This window comes from Nonomuraea sp. NPDC049152, assembly GCF_040648355.1.
In the GTDB taxonomy this organism is placed as follows: Bacteria; Actinomycetota; Actinomycetes; order Streptosporangiales; family Streptosporangiaceae; genus Nonomuraea.
Genome location: NZ_JBEZDO010000015.1, coordinates 170,477 through 196,702, shown reverse-complemented (window position 1 = coordinate 196,702; position 26,226 = coordinate 170,477). Strand labels below are relative to the sequence as shown.

General features: G+C 70.5%; 20 protein-coding genes. 15 read left to right on the top strand and 5 right to left on the bottom strand.

All coding sequences use genetic code 11. From position 1 onward, the window contains the following. Positions 1-34 precede the first annotated feature (34 nt). The 13 genes from pepN (at position 35) to AB0B45_RS26770 (ending at position 20,310) form a co-directional block, all read left to right on the top strand. Entirely contained in the window at positions 35-2,596 is a 2,562-nt protein-coding gene (pepN, locus tag AB0B45_RS26830) for an aminopeptidase N (RefSeq protein ID WP_358135637.1), read from the top strand. 141 nt (positions 2,597-2,737) lie between these two features. Beyond that, the gene (locus AB0B45_RS26825) at positions 2,738-3,964 is read left to right on the top strand and encodes an ROK family transcriptional regulator (protein WP_358135635.1); all 1,227 of its coding nucleotides are present in this window, start codon (positions 2,738-2,740) and stop codon (positions 3,962-3,964) included. Continuing rightward, entirely contained in the window at positions 3,961-4,893 is a 933-nt protein-coding gene (locus AB0B45_RS26820; RefSeq protein ID WP_358135632.1) for a sugar ABC transporter permease, read from the top strand. The genes AB0B45_RS26825 and AB0B45_RS26820 overlap by 4 nt, the downstream gene beginning before the upstream one ends. Next, positions 4,886-5,692, top strand: a complete 807-nt coding sequence (locus tag AB0B45_RS26815; protein ID WP_358135630.1) for a carbohydrate ABC transporter permease — start codon at positions 4,886-4,888, stop codon at positions 5,690-5,692. Before AB0B45_RS26820 ends, AB0B45_RS26815 begins: the two co-directional genes overlap by 8 nt. A 13-nt stretch (positions 5,693-5,705) precedes the next feature. Beyond that, on the top strand, positions 5,706-6,971 hold the full coding sequence (locus AB0B45_RS26810; RefSeq protein ID WP_358135627.1) for a sugar ABC transporter substrate-binding protein: 1,266 nt from the start codon (positions 5,706-5,708) through the stop codon (positions 6,969-6,971). 48 nt (positions 6,972-7,019) lie between these two features. Continuing rightward, positions 7,020-8,192: a glycoside hydrolase family 15 protein gene (locus AB0B45_RS26805; protein ID WP_358135624.1), complete on the top strand. Its 1,173-nt coding sequence runs from the start codon at positions 7,020-7,022 to the stop codon at positions 8,190-8,192. Further along, positions 8,189-10,354: a TIM-barrel domain-containing protein gene (locus AB0B45_RS26800; protein ID WP_358135621.1), complete on the top strand. Its 2,166-nt coding sequence runs from the start codon at positions 8,189-8,191 to the stop codon at positions 10,352-10,354. The genes AB0B45_RS26805 and AB0B45_RS26800 overlap by 4 nt, the downstream gene beginning before the upstream one ends. An 11-nt stretch (positions 10,355-10,365) precedes the next feature. Next, positions 10,366-13,614 carry a TIM-barrel domain-containing protein gene (locus AB0B45_RS26795; RefSeq protein ID WP_358135618.1) on the top strand — a complete coding sequence of 1,083 codons (3,249 nt, stop codon included), beginning with the start codon at positions 10,366-10,368 and terminating at the stop codon, positions 13,612-13,614. Beyond that, positions 13,611-16,439, top strand: a complete 2,829-nt coding sequence (locus tag AB0B45_RS26790) for a TIM-barrel domain-containing protein (RefSeq protein WP_358135615.1) — start codon at positions 13,611-13,613, stop codon at positions 16,437-16,439. The genes AB0B45_RS26795 and AB0B45_RS26790 overlap by 4 nt, the downstream gene beginning before the upstream one ends. Before the next feature lie 256 nt (positions 16,440-16,695). Beyond that, positions 16,696-18,138: a protein kinase gene (locus AB0B45_RS26785; RefSeq protein ID WP_358135613.1), complete on the top strand. Its 1,443-nt coding sequence runs from the start codon at positions 16,696-16,698 to the stop codon at positions 18,136-18,138. Between the two features lie 166 nt (positions 18,139-18,304). Then, the gene (locus tag AB0B45_RS26780) at positions 18,305-19,267 is read left to right on the top strand and encodes a hypothetical protein (protein ID WP_358135610.1); all 963 of its coding nucleotides are present in this window, start codon (positions 18,305-18,307) and stop codon (positions 19,265-19,267) included. A 3-nt stretch (positions 19,268-19,270) separates the two neighbouring features. Then, positions 19,271-20,098: a GNAT family N-acetyltransferase gene (locus tag AB0B45_RS26775; RefSeq protein WP_358135607.1), complete on the top strand. Its 828-nt coding sequence runs from the start codon at positions 19,271-19,273 to the stop codon at positions 20,096-20,098. A 5-nt stretch (positions 20,099-20,103) separates the two neighbouring features. Beyond that, positions 20,104-20,310 (top strand): zinc ribbon domain-containing protein, encoded by a 207-nt coding sequence (locus AB0B45_RS26770; RefSeq protein ID WP_358135605.1) that lies wholly within the window; start codon positions 20,104-20,106, stop codon positions 20,308-20,310. 22 nt (positions 20,311-20,332) lie between these two features. Here AB0B45_RS26770 and AB0B45_RS26765 read toward each other — a convergent pair whose 3' ends face one another. The 3 genes from AB0B45_RS26765 to AB0B45_RS26755 all read right to left on the bottom strand — a co-directional run bounded on the left by AB0B45_RS26765 (position 20,333) and on the right by AB0B45_RS26755 (position 22,304). Next, the gene (locus tag AB0B45_RS26765; RefSeq protein WP_358135602.1) at positions 20,333-21,280 is read right to left on the bottom strand and encodes a serine hydrolase; all 948 of its coding nucleotides are present in this window, start codon (positions 21,278-21,280) and stop codon (positions 20,333-20,335) included. 253 nt (positions 21,281-21,533) lie between these two features. Beyond that, entirely contained in the window at positions 21,534-22,019 is a 486-nt protein-coding gene (locus AB0B45_RS26760; RefSeq protein ID WP_358135599.1) for a WYL domain-containing protein, read from the bottom strand. 48 nt (positions 22,020-22,067) lie between these two features. Continuing rightward, entirely contained in the window at positions 22,068-22,304 is a 237-nt protein-coding gene (locus AB0B45_RS26755; protein ID WP_358135597.1) for a hypothetical protein, read from the bottom strand. Position 22,305: 1 nt separating this feature from the next. Between AB0B45_RS26755 and AB0B45_RS26750 the strand changes: the two genes are divergently transcribed. Together AB0B45_RS26750 and AB0B45_RS26745 are read left to right on the top strand one after the other, a co-directional pair. Continuing rightward, positions 22,306-22,491: a hypothetical protein gene (locus AB0B45_RS26750; RefSeq protein ID WP_358135595.1), complete on the top strand. Its 186-nt coding sequence runs from the start codon at positions 22,306-22,308 to the stop codon at positions 22,489-22,491. A gap of 26 nt (positions 22,492-22,517) precedes the next feature. Beyond that, positions 22,518-23,234 carry a hypothetical protein gene (locus AB0B45_RS26745; RefSeq protein WP_358135593.1) on the top strand — a complete coding sequence of 239 codons (717 nt, stop codon included), beginning with the start codon at positions 22,518-22,520 and terminating at the stop codon, positions 23,232-23,234. Between the two features lie 38 nt (positions 23,235-23,272). On the opposite strand, the gene ilvD is transcribed toward AB0B45_RS26745, so the two are convergent. Further along, positions 23,273-25,111 carry a dihydroxy-acid dehydratase gene (gene ilvD, locus AB0B45_RS26740; protein ID WP_358135591.1) on the bottom strand — a complete coding sequence of 613 codons (1,839 nt, stop codon included), beginning with the start codon at positions 25,109-25,111 and terminating at the stop codon, positions 23,273-23,275. Between the two features lie 155 nt (positions 25,112-25,266). Then, complete coding sequence (locus AB0B45_RS26735; protein WP_358135588.1) at positions 25,267-26,043, bottom strand: nuclease-related domain-containing protein; 777 nt, start codon at positions 26,041-26,043, stop codon at positions 25,267-25,269. Positions 26,044-26,226: the final 183 nt, after the last annotated feature.

The window sequence follows — 26,226 nt, the reverse complement described above, 5'->3', positions numbered from 1 at the left end:
AAAACCCCAAAGATGTGGTGAAGAGGAGCGGATCTTGGCAGGCAACCTGACCCGTGACGAAGCTCGCGAGCGGGCCCGGCTGTTGAAGGTCGAGTCGTACGACGTCAAGCTCGACCTGACGGAGGGTGAGGAGCGGTTCGAGAGCGTCACGACCGTTCGCTTCTCCGCCGCGGAACCCGGCGCGACGACGTTCATCGACCTGCACGGCGCGCACGTTCGTTCGGTGGAGCTCAACGGGGTCGCACTCGACGTCGCCGGCTACGACGAGGACAAGGGCCGCTTCCCGCTGCCCGGCCTGGCCGCCGACAACGAGTTGACCATCGACGCCGACTGCGTCTTCATGCGCACGGGCGAGGGCCTGCACAGGTTCGTCGACCCCGTCGACCAGAAGGTCTACCTGCACACGCAGTTCGAGACGGCCGACGCGCACCGCATGTACGCCTGTTTCGACCAGCCCGACCTGAAGGCGACCTTCGAGCTGACCGCGATCGCCCCCGCCGACTGGGAGGTCGTCTCCAACGGCGCGGCCGACTCCGTCGAGGAGCTCGAGGAGCACGCGGGCCGTCACGGCACCACCCAGGCGGCCAGGCGGCACCACTTCGCGGTGACCCCGCCCATCTCCACGTACATCACCGCGCTGGTGGCCGGCGGCTACCACAAGGTGACCTCCGAGCACGACGGCATCCCGCTGGGCATCTACTGCCGCGCCTCGCTGGCCGAGCACCTCGACGCCGACAACATCTTCGAGATCACCCGCCAGGGCTTCGACTTCTTCCACGAGGTCTTCGGCGTCCGCTACCCGTTCGGTAAGTACGACCAGCTGTTCGTCCCCGAGTTCAACGCGGGCGCGATGGAGAACGCGGGCTGCGTCACCTTCCTCGAGGACTACGTCTTCCGCTCCCGCGTCACCGACGCCGTCATCGAGCGCCGCGCCGAGACGATCCTGCACGAGATGGCGCACATGTGGTTCGGCGACCTGGTCACCATGCGCTGGTGGGACGACCTGTGGCTGAACGAGTCCTTCGCCACCTACGCCTCCGTGCTGTGCCAGGCCGAGGCCACCCGGTGGGGCAAGGGCGCGTGGACCACGTTCGCGAACGTGGAGAAGGCGTGGGCCTACCGCCAGGACCAGCTCCCCTCCACCCACCCGATCGCCGCCGACATCCCCGACATGCAGGCGGTCGAGGTCAACTTCGACGGCATCACCTACGCCAAGGGCGCCTCGGTGCTCAAGCAGCTGGTGGCCTACGTCGGCCTCGACAACTTCCTCGCCGGCGTGCGCGACTACTTCAACGAGCACGCGTGGGGCAACACCGAGCTGAAGGACCTGCTCGGCGCTCTGGAGCGGACCAGCGGCCGTGACCTGTCGTCGTGGTCGAAGGAGTGGCTGGAGACCTCGTGGGTCAACACGCTGCGTCCTTCGTTCGACGTGGACGCCGAGGGCCGCTTCACCCGCTTCGAGGTGGTGCAGGAGGCCCCGGCCGAGTACCCGACGCTGCGCTCCCACCGCGTCGCGATCGGCCTGTACTCCCTGGTCGACGGCGCGCTGACCAGGACCAGGCGGGTCGAGCTCGACGTGGTCGGCGCGCGTACGGCCGTCGCCGAGCTGCTCGGCGAGACTCAGCCCGACCTCGTGCTGGTCAACGACGACGACCTGACCTACGCCAAGGTCCGGCTCGACGAGCGCTCCCTGGCCACGCTGGTCGGCGGCGGCATCTCGCAGTTCACCGAGTCGCTGCCGCGCGCCCTGTGCTGGTCGGCGGCGTGGGACATGACCCGCGACGCCGAGATGGCCACCCGCGACTACGTCAAGCTGGTCATCTCCGGCATCGCGACGGTCAAGGACATCACTGTCGTGCAGACCGTGCTGCGCCAGGCCCGCCAGGCCGTCCAGCAGTACGCGGACCCGGCCTGGCAGGCCGAGGGCCTGGCCCAGCTCGCCGCCGCGCTGAAGTCGTGGATCGGCACCGCAGAGGCGGGCTCCGACCACCAGCTCGCCTACGTCAACGCCTTGTGCGCGGTGGCCACCTCGGCCGAGGACCTGGCCTTCGTCAAGGGCATCCTCGACGGCACCTCGGTGCCCGAGGGCCTCGCCGTCGACGCCGACCTCCGGTGGACGCTGACGCACGCGCTGGTCTCCGGGGGCGTGCTCGGCGCGGCCGACATCGAGGCGGAGCTGAAGCGCGACCCCACCGCCTCGGGCGAGCGCTCGGCCGCCCTGTGCAGGGCCGCCATCCCGACCGCCGAGGCCAAGGCCGAGGCGTGGGCGGCGATCACCGGCGGCAAGCTGGCCAACGCGATCTTCAGGACGACGATCACCGGGTTCCAGGACCCGCACCACGTGGACCTGCTCGTGCCGTACAAGGAGAAGTACTTCTCCGAGGTCGGGCGGATCTACGAGGAGTGGACGTTCGACATGGCGCAGAGCTTCGCGGTCGGCTGCTTCCCCTCACTGCTGATCGACGAGGAGACGGTCCAGGCGGCGCAGGACTACCTGGCCTCCTCCGGCGCTCCCCAGGCGCTGCGCAGGATGATCATGGAGGGCGCCGACGGCGTGAGCCGCGCGCTGCGTGCCCGCGCGAAGGACGCCTCCTGACGCACGGCTGATCTGACGGGCGCCCCTCTGCCGAGGGGCGCCCGTTGTGTTTCATCACGGTTTCGAACTCTTGACAGGGGGACACGTCCGGACTCATATTTTCACCACTAACTTTATTTCCAAAGAAAGTCCGGTCCCTGTATGGCAGGCAGTGATCGCGGCGACCTGACGAGGACGGCGATCCTCGCCCTCCTCGGCACGGTCGGTCCGCTCAGCCGTACCGAAATCGCCCGGGAGCTCGACCTCAGCCCCGCGTCCGTCACCCAGCTCACGCGCGAGCTCATGGGTCACGGCATGCTGGAGGAGCTCGACCTCAAGCCATCGCGCGGCGGCCGTCCCGCGCAGCGGCTCGGTCTCGTGGGCACCGCGGGGCGGGCGCTCGGCGTCAAGGTGACGGCAGACCACCTGGTGATCGTCGACGTCCGGCTCGACGGCGTGGTGCTCGGCTCGTGGGAGCACCTCTTCGACCCGTCGGGGCCGCACGCGCTCGACGACCTCGCGAGCACCGTCGAGGCCACGCTGGCGCGGATCGAGCAGGCTCCGGCGCTGCTGGGCGTCGGCGTCGGCGTCCCCGGCAGCGTCGACGACCAGGCCGTGGGCACGGTCAACGCGCCGACGCTTGGCTGGCAGGCGATGCCCGTCGGCGAGCGGCTGCGCCGCCGCCTCAGCCTTCCCGTACTGGTCGAGAACGACGTCAACGCCCTGGCCGCCGCCGAGCGCCTGTACGGCAGGGGCCGCACGCACCGCGACTTCCTCGTCCTGACGATCGGGCGGGGCGTCGGCGCCGCCATCGTGACGGACGGGCGCGTCTACCGGGGCGCGAGGGGAGGCGCGGGCGAGTTCGGCCACGTGCCCGTCGACCCCTCGGGCCCGGTCTGCGGCTGCGGCACGGCGGGCTGCCTGGAGGCGTTCGTCGGCTCGGCCGGACTGGTGACGGCCGCGAGGGAGAAGGGCCTGCTCGAGGGCCACGCGGCGCTGGGCGACCCGGGCGCGCGGGACGCGGTCGACGAGCTGGGCAGGGCCGCGGCGGCCGGCGACAGAGCCGCCCAGGACGTCTTCGACCAGGCGGGCAGGATCCTCGGCAGGTCCACCGCCGGGCTGATCAACGTGGTCGACCCCGAGGTCGTGGTCATACTCGGCGAGGGCGTCGCGCACTGGCCGTACTGGCAGGTGGGCTTCGACAGGGCGGTCCGCGCCCAGCTCATGCCGGGGCGGCGCGACATCGCGATCGAGGTGGAGAGCTGGGACGAGACGAGCTGGGCCCAAGGCGCCGCCGCGCTGGTGCTGGCCACGCCGTTCGACGCGGCGGGCGCCGCGGGTGAGCAGGGAAGGCTCGTGCGCGCCAGGCTGATCGGAGCGACCCCATGACGCTCACCGCCGCCCCTCCGCGGACCCGCGCGGCGGCCCACCGGGCGGGACCGCCGCGCAGGAGGCTGCGCTACGCGGGCACCGTCGCGGTCTTCCTGCTGCCGAGCCTCGTCCCGCTCGTGCTGTTCACGCTGGTCCCGATGGCCGGATCGCTGTGGGTGAGCCTGCACGAGTGGAACCTGATCGAGCCGATGCGCTGGGTGGGCCTCGACAACTACGGCGAGGTCCTCGCCGACCCGAAGACACGGTCCGCCTTCCTGCACACGCTCTACTTCATCGCCGGATACCTGCCGCTCGTCTACGCGGGAGGGCTGGGCCTGGCGATGCTGCTCAACAGGGCGATGGGCGGGCGCAACCTGTTCCGCGCCATCTACTTCCTGCCGGTCATCACCAGCTGGGTCGTCGTCGCGCTGATGTGGAAGTGGCTGCTCAACCCGGCCAGCGGCATCGTGAACTGGGCGCTCGGCCTGCTCGGCGTCCAGGGGCCCGGCTGGTGGACGGACCCGACCTGGGCGATGCCGTCGATCATCCTCGCCTCGGCGTGGAAGGACCTCGGCTTCGTCATGATCATCCTGCTGGCGGGACTGCAGGCGATCCCCAACGAGTACCACGAGGCGGCACGGGTCGACGGCGCGTCGGCCTGGCAGCGCTTCCGGCGCATCACGCTGCCGCTGCTGTCGCCCTCGACGTTCTTCGTGGTCGTCATCTCGCTGATCAACGGCTTCCAGGTCTTCGACCAGGTGCACGTCATGACGGCGGGCGGCCCCGGCGGGGCGACCGAGGTCGTGGTCGAGCAGGTCTACCGGCTCACCTTCCAGTACGGCAGGGCGGGCGCGGCCTCGGCGCTGTCGTGGCTGCTGTTCGCCGTCGTCCTGCTGGTGACGCTGATCCAGGTCCGTGTGCAGCGCCGGTGGGTGAACTATGGGTAAGGCCCTGAAGTACGCGCTGGTCGTCGCGGGCGCGCTGGTGATGCTGTTCCCGTTCGCGTGGGCGGTGATCACCTCGATCACGCCCGGCGGGAGCGTGCTGGCCACCCCACCCGACTTCACCCCCGCCGGGGCCAACCTGGGCGCGTACGGCAAGCTGCTCGAGGTCACGCCGTTCTGGCGGATCCTGCTCAACAGCGCGTGGATCGGGGCGGCCTCCACCATCCTGCAGCTGGTCACCAGCGCGATGGCCGCCTACGCCTTCGCCCGGCTGCCCTTCCCCGGCAGGGGCGCGCTGTTCGCCGTCTACCTGGCGACGCTGATGGTGCCGCTGCAGGTGCTGATCGTGCCGCTGTTCATCGAGATGCGGACCTTCAACCTCATCGACACCTACTTCGCGGTCCTCGCCCCGACCATCGCCTCGGCGTTCGGCGTGTTCCTGCTGCGGCAGGCGATCGCCCAGGTGCCGAAGGAGTTCGACGAGGCGGCGGTGCTGGACGGCGCCGGACATTTCCGGATTTTTGCGCTCATTGTGGTGCCGCTGATCAGACCCGCGCTGGCGACCTTCGCCATCTTCGGATTCATGGCCAGCTGGAACAGCTACCTGTGGCCGCTGGTGATCATCAAGTCGCCCGAGTTCATGACGCTCCCCCTCGGCCTGGCCGAACTGCACGGCCGCTTCACCACCGAGTGGAACGTCGTCATGGCCGGGTCCGTGGTCAGCGTCGTGCCGATCCTCATCCTCTATCTCTTCGCCCAGAAGCACGTCATCGCCTCCGTCGCCCAATCAGGGCTCAAGTAAAGGATCACCCCCTATGACCAGGACAAGGCTCGCCTTCGCCGCGCTGGCCACCGCGGTCCTCGCCACCGCGTGCTCGCAGGGCTCGGCCACCAGGGATACCTCCGCCGCCGGTGAGGGCGGCAAGGTGACAGTGCGGTACTTCACCTTCTCCGCTGCGCCCGACCATGTGAAGGACCTCGACAAGATCGTCGCCGCCTTCGAGAAGGAGAACCCGAAGGTGGACGTGGTCGTGGAGACCGCGCCGTACGACCAGTACTTCACCAAGCTGCAGACGAGCATCGCGGGCGGCACCGCGCCCGACACCTTCGAGCTCAACTACGAGAACTTCGTCACCTACGCCGGCGCGGGCTCCCTGCTCGACCTGGGCGCGGCCTCAGGGGACGCCGCGCCCACCGGGTACGCGCAGGAGTCGCTGGAGGCCTTCAAACACGAGGGCAAGCAGTTCGCGCTGCCGGCCTCCTTCTCCACCGTCGTGCTCTTCTACAACAAGGACCTGTTCGAGAAGGCGGGCGTGGACGCGCCGACCGCCTCGTGGACGTGGGCGGAGGAGCAGGCGGCGGCCGAGAAGCTGACCGACAAGAAGGCGGGCGTGTTCGGCGACTTCCAGCCGGTGCAGTTCTTCGAGTTCTACAAGACGCTCAAGCAGGCAGGCGGCGAGTTCCTGTCGGCCGACGGCAAGAAGGCGGCCTTCAACAGCCCGCAGGGCGTCAAGGCGGCCACGTGGCTGGTGTCCAAGGTGGGCAAGACGATGCCCACGGAGGCGGAGATCGGCGGCACCGCCGACTACGACACCAACCTCTTCAAGTCGGGCAAGCTCGCGATGTGGCACAACGGCATCTGGCAGTTCGCGGGGCTGAAGGACGTGCCGTTCGAGTGGGACGTCGTCGTCGAGCCCGGTGACGCGGCCAAGGCCAGCGCGGTCTTCCACAACTCGGTCGCCGCCTCCGCGACGACCAAGCACGGGAAGGAGGCCTACGCGTGGGCCAGGTTCCTCAGCTCCTCCGGCGTGGCGGCCTCCACGCGGATCGAGTCGTCGTGGGAGCTGCCGCCGGTCTCTGACCAGGGGGTGCTCGCCGGCTACCTCAAGGACCCCAAGCCCGCCAACCGCCAGGCGGTGTTCGACTCGCTGACGTCGATCGCGCTGCCGCCGGTGATCAAGAGGCAGCAGGAGATGCAGGACGCGGTGACCCAGGAGCTGTCGAACGCGGCGGCGGGCCGGGTCTCCGTCGAGGAGGCGCTCAAGTCGGCCGCCGCCAAGGTGGACGAACTCCTCGGCTGACCTTGTCCGAGAGCCCTTGCACATTCACTCACCAGGAGAACTGATCCAGTGATCGTAGGAAGCGACCTGGCGCGGGCGCAGCTCGTGTCGCGCAGTGTCGATGTGATCAGCACGCATCAGTCGCCCTCGGGGGCCTATCCCGCGTGTCCCACCTTCTCCGCCTATCGCGGCTACGCGTGGCTGCGCGACGGCGCGTTCATCGCCGAGGGCATGAGCCGCTCGGGGGTGGTCGAAGGGGTGACCGCCTTCCACGAGTGGTGCGCCGGCGTCGTCGGCGCCCGGCGGGCGCGGGTGGACTCGCTGGTCGAGCGGGCCGCGAACGGCGAGAGCGTCTCCCCCGCCGAGATGCTGCCCACCAGGTTCACGCTGGAGGGCGGCGAGGGGACCGACGAGTGGTGGGACCACCAGCTCGACGGTTACGGCACGTGGCTGTGGGCGCTGGCCGAGCACACCGGACGGCACGGCGCCGAGGTGAAGGGCGCGCGCACGGCGGTCAGGGTCGCGGCTAGGTACCTGTCGTGGTTCTGGGACCAGCCCTGCTACGACTGGTGGGAGGAGCACGTCGACCAGCGGCACGTATCGACGCTGGGCGCGATCCACGCCGGCCTGAGAGCCGCGATCGGCACCGGGTTCCTCGACGAGCAGGAGGAGAGGGCGGCGGCCGAGGCGGTCGAGGGCATCGCGGCGCTGGTCGCGGCCGAGGGGATCGCGGAGGGCGGGCACCTGCGCAAGTGGCTGGGCAGCGACGCGGTGGACGCGAGCCTGCTGGCGTGCGTGTACCCGTTCGAGCTCTACCCGGTGGACCACCCCGTCTCTGTGGCGACGGTGGCGGAGGTGGAGAGGCAGCTCGCCCACGAGGGCGGGGTGTACCGCTACCTGGCCGACACCTTCTACGGCGGCGGCCGCTGGGTGCTGCTGGCGGGCCTGCTCGGGCTCAACCACGCGGCGGCGGGCCGGCGCGAGGAGGCGCTGCGCCACCTCGACTGGATGGGCGCGCAGGCCACCGACTCGGGTGAGCTGCCCGAGCAGGTGTCGGACGTGCTGCTCGCGCCCGGCAGGTTCGACGAGTGGCTGGCCCGGTGGGGCTCGGTGGCGAGCCCGCTGCTGTGGTCGCACGGGATGTACCTGATGCTCGCCGACCTGCTGGAGGTCGGGGCAGGCGATCGACCCGTCGGCACGTCGGCTCGCCTGATCACGCGTCCGGCGAAGGAGGGCGCGTGATCAGGCACAGGCCGTACGGCTCGGGCCACCCCTACGCCGAGTCCGAGGACCAGCGGGTGCCCGCCCTGCCGATGGCGGGCGAGAGCGTCGAGTTGCGGGTGCGGGCCTCGGCCGACGTCACGTCGGTGGTGTGCGAGTGGGTCGTCGACGGCGGCCCGGCGGTGGAGCTGCCGCTCAGCCGTCCCGTGAGCGAGGAGGAGTCCGCGGCGGTCGACGGCGGGCATCTGGCCGCCGCGCAGGCGAAGGCGGCCAGGGCCGCCTCGGGCTCGTGGTCGGCTGTGACGCCTCCGCTCCAGGCGGGGCACCGCTACGCCTACCGGTTCAGGGCGGCGGGCCGCACCACCAAGTGGTTCGAGGTGACGGCCGCCGAGTGGGGCGACAGCGGAGGCAGGCTCGCCGTCGAGGGCGCTGACAGGGTGGTGCCCGGCAGCGTCCGGTGGCTGGCCGACGGCGAAGGGGTACGGCGGGGCCGCTTCGAGCTGGCCCTGGAGCCCGGCGCGCACGTCGTCGGCTTCGGCGAGCGCTTCGACGCCGTCGACCAGCGCGGCAGGAAGCTCGACGCGGTGGTGTTCGAGCAGTACAAGTCGCAGGGCGCGCACGGGCGCACCTACCTGCCGATGCCGTTCGCGCTGGTCGTCAACGGCTCGCGCAGCTGGGGCCTGCACCTCGACACCTCCCGCAGGACCTGGTACGAGATCGGCGAGAGCATCGTCGTCGAGGCCGACGGCGACGACCTGACGCTGAGGATTCACGAGGGCTCGCCCGCCGAGGTGCTCGACGCCTTCCTCGGCACGGTGGGCAGGCCGACCGAGCTGCCCGACTGGGTGTTCAGGCTGTGGGCCAGCGGCAACGAGTGGAACACGCAGGACCGCGTCATGGCCGAGATGGACAGGCACCGCGACAGCGACATCCCCGTCGGCGCGCTGGTCATCGAGGCGTGGAGCGACGAGACGACGTTCACCGCGTTCAGGGGCGCGCAGTACGAGCCTTCGGAGGAGCCGCACACGCTCGCCGACTACCGCTTCCCCGCCGACGGTCCCTGGGCCGACCCCAAGGGCATGGTGGACGAGCTGCACGAGCGCGACATCAAGGTGCTGCTGTGGCAGATCCCGCTGCAGAAGATGCGCCCCCATCCCAGGCACCAGGCGGCCGTGGACGCCAGGCAGATCCTCGACAGGTGCGTCAGGGAGGCCGACGGCCGGCCGTACAGGAACAGGGGCTGGTGGTTCCCGCTGGCGCTGATGCCGGACCTGAGCTCGCAGGAGGTGCGCGACTGGTGGACGGCCAAGCGCCGCTACCTCGTCGAGGAGGTCGGGATCGACGGGTTCAAGACCGACGGCGGCGAGCACGCGTGGGGGCACGACCTGCGCTACGCCGACGGGCGCAGGGGCGACGAGGGCAACGGCCTGTTCCCCGTGCACTACGCGCGCGCCTTCGGCGACCTGCTCGCGCGGGCGGGCAAGGCGCCCGTCACGTTCAGCAGGGCCGGTTTCGCGGGCTCGCAGCCGCACGGCGCGTTCTGGGCGGGTGACGAGGACTCCACGTGGGAGGCGTTCCGCTCCTCGATCAGGGCCGGGATCACCGCCTCGGCCTGCGGGATCGTCTACTGGGGCTGGGACCTCGCCGGGTTCTCTGGCGACCTGCCGAGCGCGGAGCTCTACCTGCGCGCCGCGGGGACGTCGGCGTTCATGCCGATCATGCAGTACCACTCGGAGTTCAACCACCACCGCAGGCCGCTGCGGGACAGGACGCCGTGGAACATCGCAGAGCAGACGGGCGACCCCCAGGTCGTGCCGGTGTTCAGGCGGTTCGCGCACCTGCGGGAGCGGCTGGTGGGCTACCTGGCCGACGAGGCGCGCAAGACCATCGCGGGCGGCGCGCCGCTGATGCGCGGCCTGTTCTTCGACCACCCCGACGACCAGGACATCTGGCGCCACCCGTTGCAGTACAAGCTCGGCGACGCCCTGCTGGTCGTCCCCGTCACCGACCCGGGCGCCGACAAGGTGGAGGCCTACCTGCCCGCGGGCGAGTGGGTCGACGTCTGGACGGGCCTGGCTCTCGACGGCGGGCGGACGGTCACGCTGCCCGCTCCCCTCGACCGGCCGCCGGTGCTCTGCACGGCAGAGCGCTGGCCCGACCTCTCTCCCGTCTTCTCATCCTGAGAGGAGCTCCCATGGCCTGGTTACGATCGGGCGTCATCGTCGTGGTGACCGTCCTGCTGGCCTCCCTCGTCGCCGCTCCCGCCTACGCGCTGGACGGCGTCCACCACCAACCGACCGGCATCGACGACCTGTATTCGGCCGAGCCGACCGAACGCTCCCCCCGCGACCCCATGGCGGGGGAGAGCGTCCAGATCAACGCCACCACCTGGCCGATCGAGCCGGGTCAGACCGTCTGGGTCACCTGGACGAAGAACGGGGCGAACCAGACGCCCGTCGGCGCGGCCTGGGACCACAACAACGGCAACAACAGCTACTGGAAGATCAACCTGGGCCCCTTCGCCAGGGGCGACCAGATCACCTACACCGTCAACGCGGACGTGAACGGGGGCGGGCAGAAGAGCACGGGCCCGTTCACGTTCACGGTCACCTCCTGGAGCACGGTGACGAACGTGACGGGCTTCACGAACAACGGCACGTCAGTAGATGTCACGACCGGTGACAGCGCGGGGTCGTTCACGCCGAAGATCCGCTTCGCCTTCCCCGCGCTCGACCGCTTCAGGACCCAGGTGGCCCCCACGGGCGCGGGCCTCACCATCTCGGGCGTGTCCGGCTACACCGTGTCGGACTCGGCGAGCACACTGACGATCTCCACGAGCTCGCTCGTGCTGAAGATCCAGAAGTCCCCGTACCGGCTGTCGATCTACAAGGGCGATGGCACCACGCTGATCACCAGGCAGGACAGCTCGAACAACATCCGCTGGGCCAGCGACGGCGCCACCACCGTCACCAAGATCGAGGACAACTACCTGTCGCCCGCGGGCGAGCGGTTCGAGGGGTACGGCGAGCGCTACGACCGGCTCGACCAGCGCGGCACCAGCGTGCACAACTACGTCTACAACCAGTACAGGGACCAGGGCGCGACGCGCCGCACCTACCTGTCGGTCCCGTTCTTCACCAACTCGGCCGGTTACGGCATCTACCTGCCCAGCACCCGCTACGCCCTCCTCACCCCCGGCGACAGGGCGGGCTTCGCCGTGGACACCGGAGGCGCGCTCAACACCACGCTCGACTACCACTTCTTCGCCGGGACCCCCGCGAAGATCGTCGACGACTACACCGCCGTCACGGGACGCCCCCAGCTGCCGCCGAAGTGGGCCTTCGGCGTGTGGATGTCGGCCAACGAGTGGAACACCCAGGCGGAGGTCGCCGCCGAGCTGGCCAACGCGACCACGCACAAGATCCCGCACACGGCGATGGTGCTGGAGCAGTGGAGCGACGAGGCGACCTTCTACGTCTGGCACGGCGCGACCTATACGCCCACTCCCGGCAGCGGCAAGCTGGCGTACTCGAACCTGACCTTCCCCGCCGGCACGGCGTGGCAGAACCCGAAGGCGATGGTCACCGACGCGCACAGCAAGGGGATCAAGATGATCCTCTGGCAGATCCCGGTGCTGAAGGAGAACTTCGACTCCAATCCGCCGAGCGCCCCTCAGCAGCACCTCAACGACAAGGCGTACGCCGAGGCCCAGGGCTACGTCGTGAAGAACCCCACCAACGGCCCCTACCGGATCCCGACGGGCCAGTGGTTCGGCGACAGCATGGTCCCCGACTTCACCAGCGCGGCGGCCACGAACTGGTGGATGAGCAAGCGCGACTACCTCATGGACGAGGTCGGCATCGACGGCTTCAAGACCGACGGCAGCGAGGCGATCTTCGGCAGGGGCGTGAAGTTCGCCGACGGCCGCAAGGGCGACGAGATGCACAACGCCTACCCCAACAGCTACACCAAGGCCTACAACACCTACGTCAAGGGCAAGAACGCGCAGAACACGATCTTCAGCAGAGCGGGGACGTCGGGCGCGCAGACGAGTTCGATCTTCTGGGCGGGCGACCAGAACTCCAGTTTCTCCGCCTTCCAGGAGGCCGTGCGGGCGCAGCTGTCGGCGGGCCGGTCGGGCGTGCCGTACACGGCGTGGGACCTGGCGGGCTTCACCGGTGACTTCCCCAGCGCCGAGCTGTACCTGCGCTCGGCGGCGCAGGCCACGTTCTCGCCGATCATGCAGTACCACTCGGAGAAGTCCAACCCGTCCGCCTCCGAGGCGCGCACGCCATGGAACGTGCAGGCGCGCACCGGCGACGCCTCGGTGGTACCGGCGTTCAGGAAGTTCGCCGACGTCCGGATGAACCTGATCCCCTACCTCTACACCGAGGCGAAGGAGAGCTCGTCGACGGGCGTGCCGATTATGAGGTCGATGAGCTTCACCTTCCCCGGTGACGCGACGGCGGCGCCGCTCGACCAGCAGTACCTGTTCGGCTCGCAGCTGCTGGTGGCGCCGATCACCACGCAGGGCGCGACCGCCAAGAACGTCTATCTGCCCGCGGGCGAGTGGTACGACCTGTGGAACGGCGGCAGGTTCACAGGGCCTGGCACGAAGACCTACAACGCGGGATGGGACACGATCCCCGTCTACGCCAAGCCCGGCGCGATCATCCCGCTCAACCTCAACGCCGACTACCAGCTCGGCGGCGAGATCGGCAACAGCGTCACCGCCTACACCAACCTCGTCTTCCGGATCTATCCGGCGGGCAACACCTCCTACGCCTACTTCGAGGACTCGGCGGGCGCCACCCGTACCGTCGGCTCGGCGGAGAACTGGGGCGCGCACCAGGTGGCGGTGACCGTACCGGCGCTGACCACGACGTCGACGCTGCAGGTGGCCTCCACCAAGCCCACCTCCGTCACCGGCGCGACGGCGCGGGCCACGCTCGCCGACCTGAAGTCGGCGGCCGAGGGCTGGTGGTGGGACCCGGCGCAGCAGCTCACCCACGTGAAGCTGGCCGGCGCCGCCGCCAACAGGACCGTGACGCTGAACGGCGTCGACAAGGCGGGCTACGAGGCGGAGTTCGCCTCGGGCACCGGCACCTCCACCAACACCGACCACCCCGGCTACACCGGCACAGGGTTCGTCGACCAGTTCTCGGCCTCGGGCGACGCGGTCACCTTCCAGGTGAAGGCGGACGCGGCGGGCAGCCACCAGCTCAAGCTCCGCTACGCCAACGGCGCGGCCACGGCCGCGTCGGTGACGGTCACCGTCGACGGCGTCTCCGCGGGCACGCTCTCGCTCCCGTCGACCTCCAACTGGGACACGTGGGGAACGGCGACGCTCACCGCGTCACTGGCCGCGGGCGCGCGATCCATCAAGATCTCGTACGCCGGTGGCGGGGTCAACCTCGACAACCTGGTGGTGGCGCGGCCATGAGACGGACACTGGTGATGCTGGCCGCGCTGCTCCTCCCTCTGCTGGTCGCGCTGCCCGCGCAGGCGGCCGTGCAGCGGGTGCAGTTCACGAGCGGGTCGGCCTACCTCGTCGTGGAGCTCCTCGACGACGACCTGGTCCACTTCGAGCTGGCCGACGGCACCGCCCCGGGCACGGGGGCGGCGCTGTTCACCACGCCCCAGGTCGCCAAGAAGGACTACACGGGCCCGACCAGCTTCAACCAGACGGGCAACACGCTGACCACCGCCTCGATGAAGGTCGAGGTGACGGCGGGCACGCTGTGCGTCAAGGTGTCCGACCCCACGCGGCTGCTGTACGAGGCGTGCCCGCGCAACCTCTCGCAGGCGTGGAAGGGCCTGACGATCACCAAGGGTTCGATCCAGAACGCCTACGGCCTCGGCGAGCAGTTCTTCATGGGCGGCAGCGCCGACGGCGACTGGGTGGGGCGCAGCCGTACCCCGGGCGGCCAGTACGGCAACGCCATGGCCTACGACACCGACAACGGGCCCGTCGGCAACGCCCAGATCCCCGTGCTGTTCGCGGTCGGCGCGGCCAACCTCAACTACGGCCTCTTCCTCGACCAGGTCTACAAGCAGGAGTGGAACCTCACCGGCGACCCGTGGACCGTCGACACGTGGGGCGACCAGGTCCGCTGGTACACGGTGACCGGGCCCGACCTGCCCGACCTGCGTAAGGACTACATGGAGCTGACCGGAAGGCCGCCCGTGCCGCCGAAGAAGGCGTTCGGGATGTGGGTCTCGGAGTTCGGCTACGACAACTGGGCGGAGATCGACAACCGGCTGTCGGGCCTGCGCACGGCCAAGTTCCCCGTCGACGGGTTCGTGCTGGACCTGCCGTGGTTCGGCGGGGTGACGGCCGGCTCGGACAACACCCGGATGGGCTCGCTGTCGTGGGACACCACGGCCTTCCCCAACCCCTCGGCGACCATCGCCTCCCTGGCCTCGAACGAGGGTGTGGGGCTGATGACGATCGAGGAGTCCTACATCGGCAAGAACCGGCCGGAGCACGCGGACATGGCCTCCCGCGGCTACCTCAACAGGGCGGGATGCTCCTCGTGCGCACCCGTCTACCTGACCACCAACGACTGGTGGGGCCGCGGCGGCATGATCGACTGGACGCAGGACGCCGCCGGCGACTACTGGCACGCCACCAAGCGCCGGCCGCTGGCCGACCAGGGCGTCATGGGCCACTGGCTCGACCTGGGCGAACCGGAGATGTACGACGCCGCCGACTGGACCTCGGGCGTGCTGCCGGGCAAGCACGCCCACGCCGACCACCACAACGTCTACAACCTCAAATGGGCCGAGAGCATCGCCCGCGGCTACGCCTCCGGCACCAAGCGGCCGTTCATGCTGGCCCGCTCGGGTGCGGGCGGCATGCAGCGGTACGGCGTGGCGATGTGGTCGGCCGACATCGGCTCCAAGCTGACGGCGCTGGCCCAGCAGCAGAACGTCCAGATGCACATGTCGATGTCCGGGATCGACTACTTCGGCTCCGACATCGGCGGATTCAGGAGGGAGATGCTCAACTCCGACCTGAACGAGCTCTACACGCAGTGGTTCGCCAACGGCGCCTGGTTCGAGGTGCCGATCAGGCCGCACACGGAGAACCTGTGCAACTGCGCGCAGACCTCCCCCGACAAGATCGGCGACACCGCGAGCAACCTGGCCAACCTGCGGCAGCGGTACGAGCTGACGCCGTACTACTACTCGCTGGCGCACCGGGCCCACAGGTTCGGCGAGCCGGTGGTGCCGCCGCCGGCCTACTACCACCAGAACGACCCGAACGTCCGCGAGATGGGACACGAGAAGCTCATCGGCAAGGACCTGCTGGTGGGCGTGGTCGCGGCGGCGAACGAGCGCAGGCGCAACATGTACCTGCCCTCGGGCACCTGGTACGACTACGCGACCAACGAGAAGCTGACGAGCACCGGGCAGTGGTTCAACGACCGGCCGCTGTGGGTGAACGGCTCGTTCAGGCTGCCGGCCTTCGCCCGCGCGGGGGCGATCATTCCCAAGATGTTCGTGGACGACAAGACCATGAACGTGCTGGGCAAGCGGACCGACTCCACGACGAGGAACGAGCTGGTCGCCCGGGTGTACGCGGCCTCCGCCTCCTCCAGTTTCACCCTTTACGAGGACGACGGGGCTTCCACCGGATATCAGGGCGGGGCCGTCCGGACGACCCTGCTCAGCCAGCAGCTCAGCGGATCGACGGCCACGGTCACCGTCGCCGCCTCCAGCGGCACCTACACCGGCGCGCCCGCCGGCCGCGCGAACGTCGTGGAGCTCGTCGCGGACACGCAGGCGTCGGCGGTGACGCTCAACGGGACGGCGCTCACCCAGCACGCCGACAAGGCGGCCTTCGACGCCGCCGCCAGCGGCTGGTACAACGCGGGCGGCAACCTGATCGTGGCCAAGTCGGCCTCGCTGGGCGTGACCACGGCGAAGACGTTCGCGTTCACGCTCGGGCAGGCGCCGGTGTCCGTCACCTTCTCGTGCGCGAACGGCACGACCACCGCCGGCCAGTCGGTGTACGCCGTGGGGAGCGTGCCGCAGCTCGGCGGCTGGTCGGTGGCCAGTGCGGTGAAGCTGTCGCCGACGGCGTACCCGACGTGGACGGGGACGATCAGCCGGCTGCCGCCGAACACGGCGGTCGAGTGGAAGTGCGTCAAACGAAAGGAGGCCGACTTCCCCGACACCGCGGACGCGTGGCAACCGGGCGCGAACAGCACGTTCACCACACCCGGGTCGGGCACCGGCGGCACCACCACCGGCTCCTTCTGACCCCCGCCTCTCCCCGACGGGCGTCCCCTCCTGGGGGGACGCCCGTCCCCTCCTCCGCCGCCGCCCTGGCCCTTTCGAGCGCCTCCGTCGGACGCCGATCGCCGGGTGGCACGCATGTGACCGGAGCGAGTGCCGCCCACTCCGTGGGGGTTCGGTGGGGTATATGGGGAACCCTCCCCGGGTACCGTCCACCCGGTCCCATGCCCCCTCTTCCGTTTCCCCGATGGCGCGGGACCTGCGGTGTTAGCCTCGACGAGTGCTCGACTCGGGGACCACGCTCAACGATCGCTACCGTCTCACCTCCAGGCTGGGTGGTGGCGGCATGGGCGAGGTCTGGCGTGCCGACGACGCGGTGCTCGGCCGTACGGTCGCGGTGAAGGTCCTGCTCCCCGCGCTCATGGAGGACCCGCGCTTCGCCCAGCGCTTCCAGAACGAGGCCAGGGCGATGGCCACGCTCACCCACCCCGGCATCGTCGACGTCTACGACTGCGGCGCCTGCGAGCTCGGCGACGGGCGCAGGGTGAGCTTCCTGGTGATGGAGTTCGTCGACGGGGAGTCGCTCGACCGGCTGCTGCGCCGTTCCGCGCTCACGGCCGAGGAGACGATGCGCCTGGTCGCCGAGGTGGCCGACGCGCTGGCCGCCGCCCACGAGCGCGGCATCGTGCACCGCGACGTCAAGCCGGCCAACCTCATGATCAAGGCCGACGGCAGCGTCACCCTCACCGACTTCGGCATCGCCCACTCGGCGTCGGGCGGCCAGCTGACCGTGACGGGCACCGTCCTGTGCTCGGCGGGCTACTGCGCGCCCGAGCAGGCCTCGGGGGGCGACATCACGCCAGCCGTCGACGTCTACGCGCTCGGGGTGGTCGCCTACCAGTGCCTGACCGGCGAGCTGCCCTTCGACGGGGAGACGCCCGTCCAGATCATCTTCAAGCACCTCAGGGCCGCCGTGCCGCCGCTGCCCGACGACGTTCCCGCGGGGCCGCGGTCCCTGGTGACCTGGGCGCTGGAGAAGGATCCCGCCATGCGGTGGGCCTCGGCGGCCGACATGGCGGCGGCCGCCAGGCACGCCGCCGCCCACCCCATGGACGACCTCAGCCCTGTGACGGGCGGCGAGACCGGCGTCGAGCGGCTCGGCCCCTCTGCCGACAGCGCCGGACCGCAGGCGGGCGAGCCTGGCGTGGAGCCGATCGCCGGGCCCGTGACGATGCCCGCCGACAGGCCGCGCCGCGGTCGCAGGCGGGCGCTGGTGATGGCGGGCGCCACCATGGCCGCCCTCGTGGCGACGCTCGCTGCCGTCGGCTGGACGTGGTTCCAGGAGCCCGCGCCGGTCGGCGGCGTCCAGCAGGAGCTGCCCGTGCCGCTGCCGGTAGGGGGACACACGGTCCAGGCGCGGGTGCCGGTCAAGCAGGAACAGGGACGCACCCCTGCGGTCGGCGGCAAGGCCAGGCCCATGGCCAGCCCCGACCAGGTGGCCACCGTCCCGCCGATCACGTCCAGGCCGACCGTCCCTGTCACGCCGCCTGCCGAGCCGACCCATGAGCCGACGCATGAGCCGACCTCGCAGCCTTCCCAGGAGCCGACGACGCCGCCGGGGCAGCAGGAGCCGACCACCGAGCCGACCGTCGACCCGCCCACCCCCGACCCGCAGACGGGCCCTGGCGGCGACGTCCAATGCATCAAGGCCCCCTGCCCCTAGCCGTCACGATCTCGAACGGCCCCACCCATTCACGGGTGCGCACCCGAAGGCTGACGGTTTTCGAGGGGGTGGGTGTGGGGGCCGGTGGGGGGTTGGTGTTGTGTGGGTGCCGTGGGCCCCAGGGCCCTCCCACGAACGAATCGGACACACATGAGAGAGTGATCACGTGGAAACGACTCGTGATCTGCTCGTCGCGCTGGCCAACCGATACGCGTTCGCCGATCTCGGCGCGCTGGCCCCGACCGAGGAGATCGCCGAGGTCTGCGAGTTCGGCCAGCGGTTGCTCTCGCTGGACGCCGAGGACTTCGCGGTGGGTGCGCCCGCCGTACCGAGCGATCTACGGCGCAGGGCCCGTGACTGCCACATGCCGCAGACGCCGCGCGAGCAGCCGAGGGGCGCGCTGGAGTCGCTGCGGCCCGCCTACCGCCTGCTGCTGGAGGTCATCGCGATCAGGTGGTTCCGGCGCGAGCTGAGCCCGATGATCGCCGCCGTGCACATCGCCAGCGAATACCTGCCGCTGCTGGCGTTCGAGCCGCACCTGGGTCACGCGGGCGATCCCGCGCGCTGGCCGGAGGGGCTGAGCGCGCCGGGCAGCAGGTTCGGCGTGATCGGCGACAGGGAGTGCGACCACACCAAGTCGGAGCAGTCGGCGACCAACCGCACGCTGCGGGTGGCGAGCGAGCCGCCCGAGGGCTGGCGCGCCTACTTCGACAGGCAGCACAGCCAGGTCGCGGGCGCGCTGGCCGTGTGCGTGGCCACCTGCCGCAACCCGTGCACGGCGATGGACTGGATCGATCCGGAGGCGCGCGAGGACCTGCACGTGCGGGCCCGCACCGCGCTGGCGTTCGCGGAGACCCCGCTGGTACGGCTGCGCCACGCCGCCCCCGTCGGCCACGGCTTCGGCGTTCCCTCTCCCGAAGAGGTGCTCGACGCGTGGGAGCGCAGCAGGCTGGCGCTGGACAAGAACGAGGTGGGCGCCAAGGCGCTGGTCGACGACGGCTTCCCGATCCCCGGCCTGCCCACGCTCGTCTCCGCCGTGGCGGGGACGCACCTGGAGCCCGCCACGCTACTGCGTGATGTCAGCGCCCACGTCGCGAACCTGCTCGTCGCGCAGGGCGATCTGGCATGATTCATGATCGTGTGGACCTTCTCCCCTGATGTCATGGAGTTCGCCGAGCACGCCGAGGCTTTCCTGGAAACGGATCCAGCGGCCAACACCGTGCCGCTCACCGTCCTGGCCGGGCTGCGCGCGGGCATGCCGGGCGACGGCTCCTCCTTCGGCTGGTGGAGCGAGGACGGCGAGGTCAAGGGCGCGGTCTTCCGCACCCCTCCCCGGCCCTTCTACCTGGCCCGCATGCCGCTCGCCGCGGTGCCGCCGCTGGTCGAGGAGTTGCGCGTGCGTGGCGTCGAGACACCCGAGATCTCGGGGCCCGTCGACGTGGTCGACGCCTTCGTCGCCGCGTCGGGCGCGACCCCCGCACGCCGCAGGCCCGAGCGCCTCTACCGGCTCGGCGCCCTCGACGTGCCCGACGTGCCGGGCAAGGGCAGGTGTGCGGACATGGGCGACTTCCCGCTGGTGATGAACTGGTTCGACGCCTTCGCGGCCGAGGTGAGCCAGAGCGCCGGCGGAGACCTGGCCGAGGTGGTCCGGCGCCGCATCGCGCATGGCGACATCATGCTCTGGGCGGACGGGGACGCGCCCGTCTCGCTCGCGGGCATCTCACCCGAGGCGGCGGGGATGTGCAGGATCGGGCCCGTGTACACGCCGCCGTCGAGCCGCCGCCGCGGGTACGGCGCTGCCGTCACCGCCTACGCCAGCCAGGTCGCGCTCACGGAGCGTTGCACGATGGCGGTGCTGTTCACCGACCTGAACAATCCCACGAGCAACGCCGTCTACCAGAGCATCGGCTACGAGCCGGTGTCCGACTATGCCCGCGTCGTGCTCGAACCCGTACCCTAGGTGCCATGCCGCGTTACGACTTCCGGTGCCGCGCCTGCGGTTCCACCTTCGAGCTGACCCGTCCGATGTCGGCCTCCGGCGACCCTGCGGCCTGCCCCGAGGGCCACACCGACACGGTGAAGCTGCTGTCCACGGTCGCCATGACTGGCAACGCCTCCGCGCCCTCGGGCGGCGGTGGCGGTGGCTGCTGCGGCGGCGGCTGCTGCTCGTGACCGCCGCTGCGGGGCGCTGCTCCTAGCCCGCGGAGGCAGGTTCCGAGGAGAGGGCTCGCGCCTGCTGCGGCGGCTCGATGCCGGTGAACGCGCGGACGGCCAGCCTGGCCACCCGCTCGACCGTCTCGATGCCCGCCCCCATGTCGGGGTTGCGCTCGGACAGCACCGCGAGGAAGAGCTCGTGGCCCGGCAGCGCGAGCCGTCCGACGCTGTTGATGGTCCACAGACCGTTGTGCGCCTGGACGGGCAGCCAGCCGTTCTTCAGCGCCACCTGGCCGTGACGGGCCGCCGCGCTGACGCCCCACGCCTGCTCGGGGGCGACCGACGACAGCAGCCCCAGCGCGTAACGCTGGTGGCGGGCCGTGAGCGGGCCGCCTGGGTCGATCAGGCGCTCGAGCACGTCCACCTGGTCGGACGGCCTGCTGAGGGTCGCGCCCCAGCTGTAGCCCGGCACGGTGTGGGTGACGCCGTGCCGCCGCAGGGCCTTGCTCAGCCCCTGCGGCCCGCCGATGGCGGTGAACAGGTGCTGGGCGCTGGTGTTGTCACTGTTCCTGATCATCAGGGCGGCGTGCTGCCGCTCCTCCACCGTCAGCTCCCGCGCCTCGCGCTCGGCCTGCAGCAGCAGAGCGAACAGGATGTCCACCTTCGCCACGCTGGCCAGCATGAACGGGTCGTTCTGGCGGAAGGCGTAGCGGACGTTCGTGGTCCTGTCGTGGACGGCCACCGCGAACCGCCCTGGACGGCTGTCGAGGTAGGCGGCGAGCGCGCGGTCCAGCCGCCGCCGTACCTCCGCGGGCAGGCCGGTGGAGGGAGCGGCTCCGCCGAGGTCCGCGGACGGGTCGCCTTCCGCGGCGACGGGCTCAGGCGCCGCCACCCGGTGTCCAGGCGCTGATAGTGAGGCGTCCGCGTGCGCGCAGCCGCCTGTGACGATCGCCAGTATCACGACGAGCGAGATCCCCCGAAGACGCATGCAGCGGAGCCTGCCAGCCGTCCGGTAAGCATGAAGGCCATCGAAGGTCAAGCATCCATCAGTATTGCGCCTGAGGTGTCGGGCGCCGCGCCGTCCGTGCGGCGCCAATCGTCGGCGTGGTCATGTTCGGCCTGTTCGGCATCCTGACCGTGCTGAGCGCGGGCGGCGATTCGGCCCGGCCGGCAGGATCGCCGCGTCCGACTACATCGGGCAGTCGGTGATCACGGCGATCCTACGGACGCCACCTACGGGATCAGGCGGCCTTCCTCCGCTGGAACGGCAGGAACCGATCGGCCAGGTGGGGCCGAGCGGGAGTCAGCGTCGGCTCCACCGCGATGACGCGGTCGAACCTGAACGCCCTGATCGCGCGGCGCATCCTGCACACGCCGACCAGGTACCAGAACTCGCGGTGGACCAGGCAGGTCACGGGGTCGACGTCGCGGATCGTGACGTTGCCCCCCGCGTCTCGGTAGTGGATGCGGATCACGAGCCTGCTGGTGATCGCCTCGGCGATCACCCTGGCCCTGGAGGCCACCTCGACGGGCAGCGGATCGGTGAGCGTCGCCAGAGTGGTGGCGATGACGTCGTCGTCGAGCTCCAGGTGCTCGAACGCGTGGCGCAGGCCGCGGCGCGCGGTGACGGCCTGCGGGCCCGCTCCCAGGTGCGCCAGGGAGAGGGCGAGGGCGGCGATCTCGGCGGACGTCAGTGGTCGCGTGGGGGACTTCACGACTGTCGTCATACCCATAGAGTACGGCGCGGCACCGACAATTCTCGAAAGAGTGTGCGCCTATCGGCGCGATTTCAGCGCCTCGGCGAGCGCACCCATCGCGGGTATCGCCGCCCTGAACGACTCGCGCTGCGCGGGGCTGAGATCGGCCAGGGCGACGGCGAAGATCTCGGCCCACGCCTCCTCGATGAGCGCCATGCCGTGCAGCGCGTGGACGGTCGGCGTCAGCCGTACGGACCTGCGGTCGGCGGGGTCGGGTTCGCGCCTGACCAGGTCGCGCCCCACGAGCGAGCGCACAGTGGCGCTGACGTTCGCGCCTGGGCGAGGAGGTCGTCGGCCATTCCTCTATGTCGCGGCGGGGGTCGTCATCAGCCGCGCCGTCGTCTCCGACCTGGTCAGCGGCGCGGCGGCGGCCAGGCTGTTCGGCATCCTCATGGCGCTCACCGGCATCGGCCCCATCGTCGCTCCCCCGCCGGAGCCCTGATCAGCGAGCTGTACGGCTGGCGCGGCGTGTACGTCGTGCTGACCGTCCTGACCGCCGTGTCGTTCCTCGGGGTACTGCTCGCCGTACCCGAGAGCCTGCCCAAGGCGCGCAGGCAGCCGGGAGGCGTGGCAGGGACGCTACGGGCGGCGCGGCGGATGCTGGCCGACAGGGGCTTCCTCGGCTACACGCTGGCCTTCACCTTCACCTTCGCCTTCGGCGCGCTGTTCTGCTACATCTCCGCCTCGCAGTTCGTGCTGCAGAACGTGCTGGGCCTGAGCGTCGGCGAGGCGTCGCTGGTCTTCGGTGGGGGCGCGGTGATCGTCACCCTGGGCTCGTCGGCGAACGCCGCGCCGGCGGCCCGCGTGAGCGCGGCGAAACTGCTGGCGACGGGCCTGGCCGGGCTGCTGGTCACGACGGCCGCGCAGGCCGTGGTCACGGTCGCCGGCGGGCTGACGCCTGCCGTGGCGCTGGTCACGGTCGCCGGCTTCTCGGCAAGCCTCGGGCTGGTGTTCGCCAACGCGACGGCGCTGGCCATCGGACGCGTGCCGTACGCGGCGGGCGCCGCCTCCGCCGTGCTCGGCACGCTGCAGCACGCGCTGGCGGCCGTCGTGGCGCCCCTGGTGGGACTGGGCGGCGACCGCGACGCGGTGGCGATGGCGGTAGGCATGGTCACGCTGGCCGCGCTCGCGCTGGCCTCGCTCGGCCTGACCAGGCGGTCGAGCCGCGACCTCGTCACCGTCTGACCCGCGCCCGGCGGGGCGCGGGCCGTACGGGAACAGAATCAGCGGGACAGCTGGGACAGGTCCCGCGAGGCGCCCGTGGAGGCGGAGGTCGTCATCGCCGCGTAGGCCTGCAGCGCCACGCTCACCGGCCGCTGGCGCTCGCGCGGCCGGTAGCCGCCCAGGTCGGCCAGGAGGCGCTCGCGCCGCTCAGCCAGCTCGGCCTCCGGCACCCGCAGCTCCAGCACCCGGTTCGGGATGTCGATCTCGATGAGGTCGCCGTCCTCGACCAGCGCGATCGTGCCGCCCTCGGCCGCCTCGGGCGAGGCGTGGCCGATCGACAGGCCCGAGGTGCCGCCGGAGAAGCGCCCGTCGGTGACCAACGCGCAGGCCTTGCCGAGCCCCTTGCCCTTGAGGAAGGAGGTCGGGTAGAGCATCTCCTGCATGCCGGGGCCGCCCTTCGGGCCCTCGTAGCGGATGACGACCACGTCGCCCTCCTTGACCCTGCCGCCGAGGATGCCTTCGACGGCATCCTCCTGCGACTCGAACACCACGGCGGGCCCGGTGAACTTCCAGATCGACTCGTCGACGCCCGCGGTCTTCACCACCGCGCCGTCGCGCGAGATGTTGCCGTAGAGGATGGCCAGGCCGCCGTCCTTGCTGTAGGCGTGCTCCCTGTCGCGGATGCAGCCCTCGGCCCGGTCGAGGTCGAGGTCGTCCCAGCGGTTGCCCTGCGAGTACGGCTTGACCGTGCGGACGTTGCCGGGCGCGGCGTGCCACAGCTCCACGGCCTCGGGCAGCACGCTCTCCGAGGCGGGGTCCCACGCGGCGATGACCTCGCCGAGCGTGCCGCCGTTGACGGTGTGCACGTCGCGGTGGAGCAGGCCGGCCCTGTCGAGCTGGCCCAGGATGCCGGGGATGCCGCCGGCGCGGTGGACGTCCTCGATGTGGTACTTGTTCGTGGCCGGCGCGACCTTGCACAGGCACGGTACCCGCAGCGAGATCTCGTTGATCTCCTTGAGCCCGAAGTCGACCTCCGCCTCCCGGGCGGCGGCCAGGATGTGCAGGATCGTGTTGGTCGAGCCGCCCATCGCCACGTCGAGCGCCATCGCGTTCTCGAAGGAGTCCTTGGTGGCGATCGAGCGCGGCAGCACCGACTCGTCGTCGTCCTCGTAGTAGCGCTTGGTGACGTCGACCACGCGGCGGCCCGCGTCCTCGAACAGCTTCTTGCGCGCCTTGTGCGTGGCCAGGATCGTGCCGTTGCCGGGAAGCGCCAGCCCGATGGCCTCGGCCAGGCAGTTCATGGAGTTGGCGGTGAACATGCCCGAGCACGAACCGCAGGTCGGGCAGGCGTTCTCCTCCATCTCCAGGAGCTCTTCGTCGGAGACGGAGTCATCGGCCGCGGCGATCATCGGGTCGACCAGGTCGAGTTTGCGCCCCGGCGTCTTGCCCGCCTCCATCGGCCCACCCGAGACGAAGATCGTCGGGATGTTCAGCCTGAAGGCGGCCAGCAGCATGCCAGGGGTGATCTTGTCGCAGTTGGAGATGCAGATCAGGGCGTCGGCGCAGTGCGCGTTCACCATGTACTCCACCGCGTCGGCGATCAGCTCGCGGCTGGGCAGGGAGTAGAGCATGCCGCCGTGGCCCATCGCGATGCCGTCGTCGACGGCGATCGTGTTGAACTCACGCGGGATCGCCCCCGCCTCCCTGATCGCGCCGGCGACCAGGTCGCCGACCTCGCGCAGGTGCACGTGCCCCGGCACGAACTGGGTGAAGCTGTTGGCCACCGCGATGATGGGTTTGCCGAAGTCGCCACCGGCTACGCCCGTCGCCCGGAGCAGGGCCCGGGCGCCGACCATGTTCCTGCCGTGCGTGACCGTACGAGACCTGAGGGCGGGCATGTGCGCATCTCCCATCACTAGCGAGTCTTCACATGGTACGACCCTCGCTCGGTGGCTGAGACAACGTGTCCACGAGCCGGACGGCAGCGCCCGCGCACGCGGAAGCCGCCGCACCCGGGTGCGGCGGCTTCAGTGAACTGGGGACGGTGGTGCCGTTACGCCTCGCCGTAGCGGGGTGGAAGCACCTGGGCGGCGATCTCGTACAGCCGCTCGATCTCGGCGTCGGTGAGCGCGCGCTCCCGTTTGGTGATCCACTTGCGCGCCCTGCCGCCCTCGTAGACGTCCACGTCGCGGATCGTCATGATCTTCCAGGGGACCGGCGGGCCGTAGATCGCCAGCGACGCCACGACGGTGACCTCGCGGCCGTAGGCCTTGCTGATCAGCTCGCTGGCCTGCGTCGCCTCCCACTTGGCCTCGGTGAGGCGCGGTTTCATGTCGAAGGGGCCGTGGAAGAGCTTCTTGCCCATCTGCACGCGCACCGGCAGGCGTTTGTCCCATTTCTCGGAGTCGACCGCGTAGACGCCCGTGGGGCCGATGACCAGGTGGTCGATCTGCGCCTCACTGCCCGGGATCGCCCTGGCGTGGAGCGTGCGGTAGCCGCTGCGCTCCAACCGCTTCAGCTGCGCCTCGGTCTTCCGCTCGGCGACCGACGAACGCCGCCAGGCGGGAACCGTCGAGTGCGACTTGGCGCGGTAGATCGTGTCGGCGATCGCGGCGAGGACGGCCGCGCTCATCCCCACGCGCACGTCGGAGACGAGGAAGCCCACCACGACACCGACGGCGACGGCGATCAGGAAGCGCGTGCGCAGGTGCCTGTACCTGGGCTGTTGGAGCAGGCTGAGCAGTGAAGCGCGTTCGACGGGCGCGTACGTTGACGTGGGCGCGGAGTGCTTGGCGGCGGTGCCCTCTTCCTCGGCAGGCCTGTCACTCACCCAGATCGGTGACGTAGTGTTACCGTCTTCTCGCTGCTTAGCGGAGTCCACGCTACAAACGGTAGCCGAGCCCCTCGCCGGTGCCTACTGTTGGCGCGTCCATAGTTTTATGGCCCACGTCACCGCGTTTGGGGCCCCAATTCGGGGTATCTACATCTTTTCTTCTCTAGACAACTCTGCCTA

Bases quoted from the DNA above. Each gene is read 5' to 3' on its own strand.
- AB0B45_RS26825 (WP_358135635.1), top strand. From the start codon at position 2,738: ATGGCAGGCAGTGATCGCGGCGACCTGACGAGGACGGCGATCCTCGCC.
- AB0B45_RS26820 (WP_358135632.1), top strand. From the start codon at position 3,961: ATGACGCTCACCGCCGCCCCTCCGCGGACCCGCGCGGCGGCCCACCGG.
- AB0B45_RS26815 (WP_358135630.1), top strand. From the start codon at position 4,886: ATGGGTAAGGCCCTGAAGTACGCGCTGGTCGTCGCGGGCGCGCTGGTG.
- AB0B45_RS26810 (WP_358135627.1), top strand. From the start codon at position 5,706: ATGACCAGGACAAGGCTCGCCTTCGCCGCGCTGGCCACCGCGGTCCTC.
- AB0B45_RS26795 (WP_358135618.1), top strand. From the start codon at position 10,366: ATGGCCTGGTTACGATCGGGCGTCATCGTCGTGGTGACCGTCCTGCTG.
- AB0B45_RS26790 (WP_358135615.1), top strand. From the start codon at position 13,611: ATGAGACGGACACTGGTGATGCTGGCCGCGCTGCTCCTCCCTCTGCTG.
- AB0B45_RS26775 (WP_358135607.1), top strand. From the start codon at position 19,271: ATGATCGTGTGGACCTTCTCCCCTGATGTCATGGAGTTCGCCGAGCAC.
- AB0B45_RS26770 (WP_358135605.1), top strand. From the start codon at position 20,104: ATGCCGCGTTACGACTTCCGGTGCCGCGCCTGCGGTTCCACCTTCGAG.
- AB0B45_RS26765 (WP_358135602.1), bottom strand. From the start codon at position 21,280: ATGCGTCTTCGGGGGATCTCGCTCGTCGTGATACTGGCGATCGTCACA.
- AB0B45_RS26760 (WP_358135599.1), bottom strand. From the start codon at position 22,019: ATGACGACAGTCGTGAAGTCCCCCACGCGACCACTGACGTCCGCCGAG.
- ilvD (WP_358135591.1), bottom strand. From the start codon at position 25,111: ATGCCCGCCCTCAGGTCTCGTACGGTCACGCACGGCAGGAACATGGTC.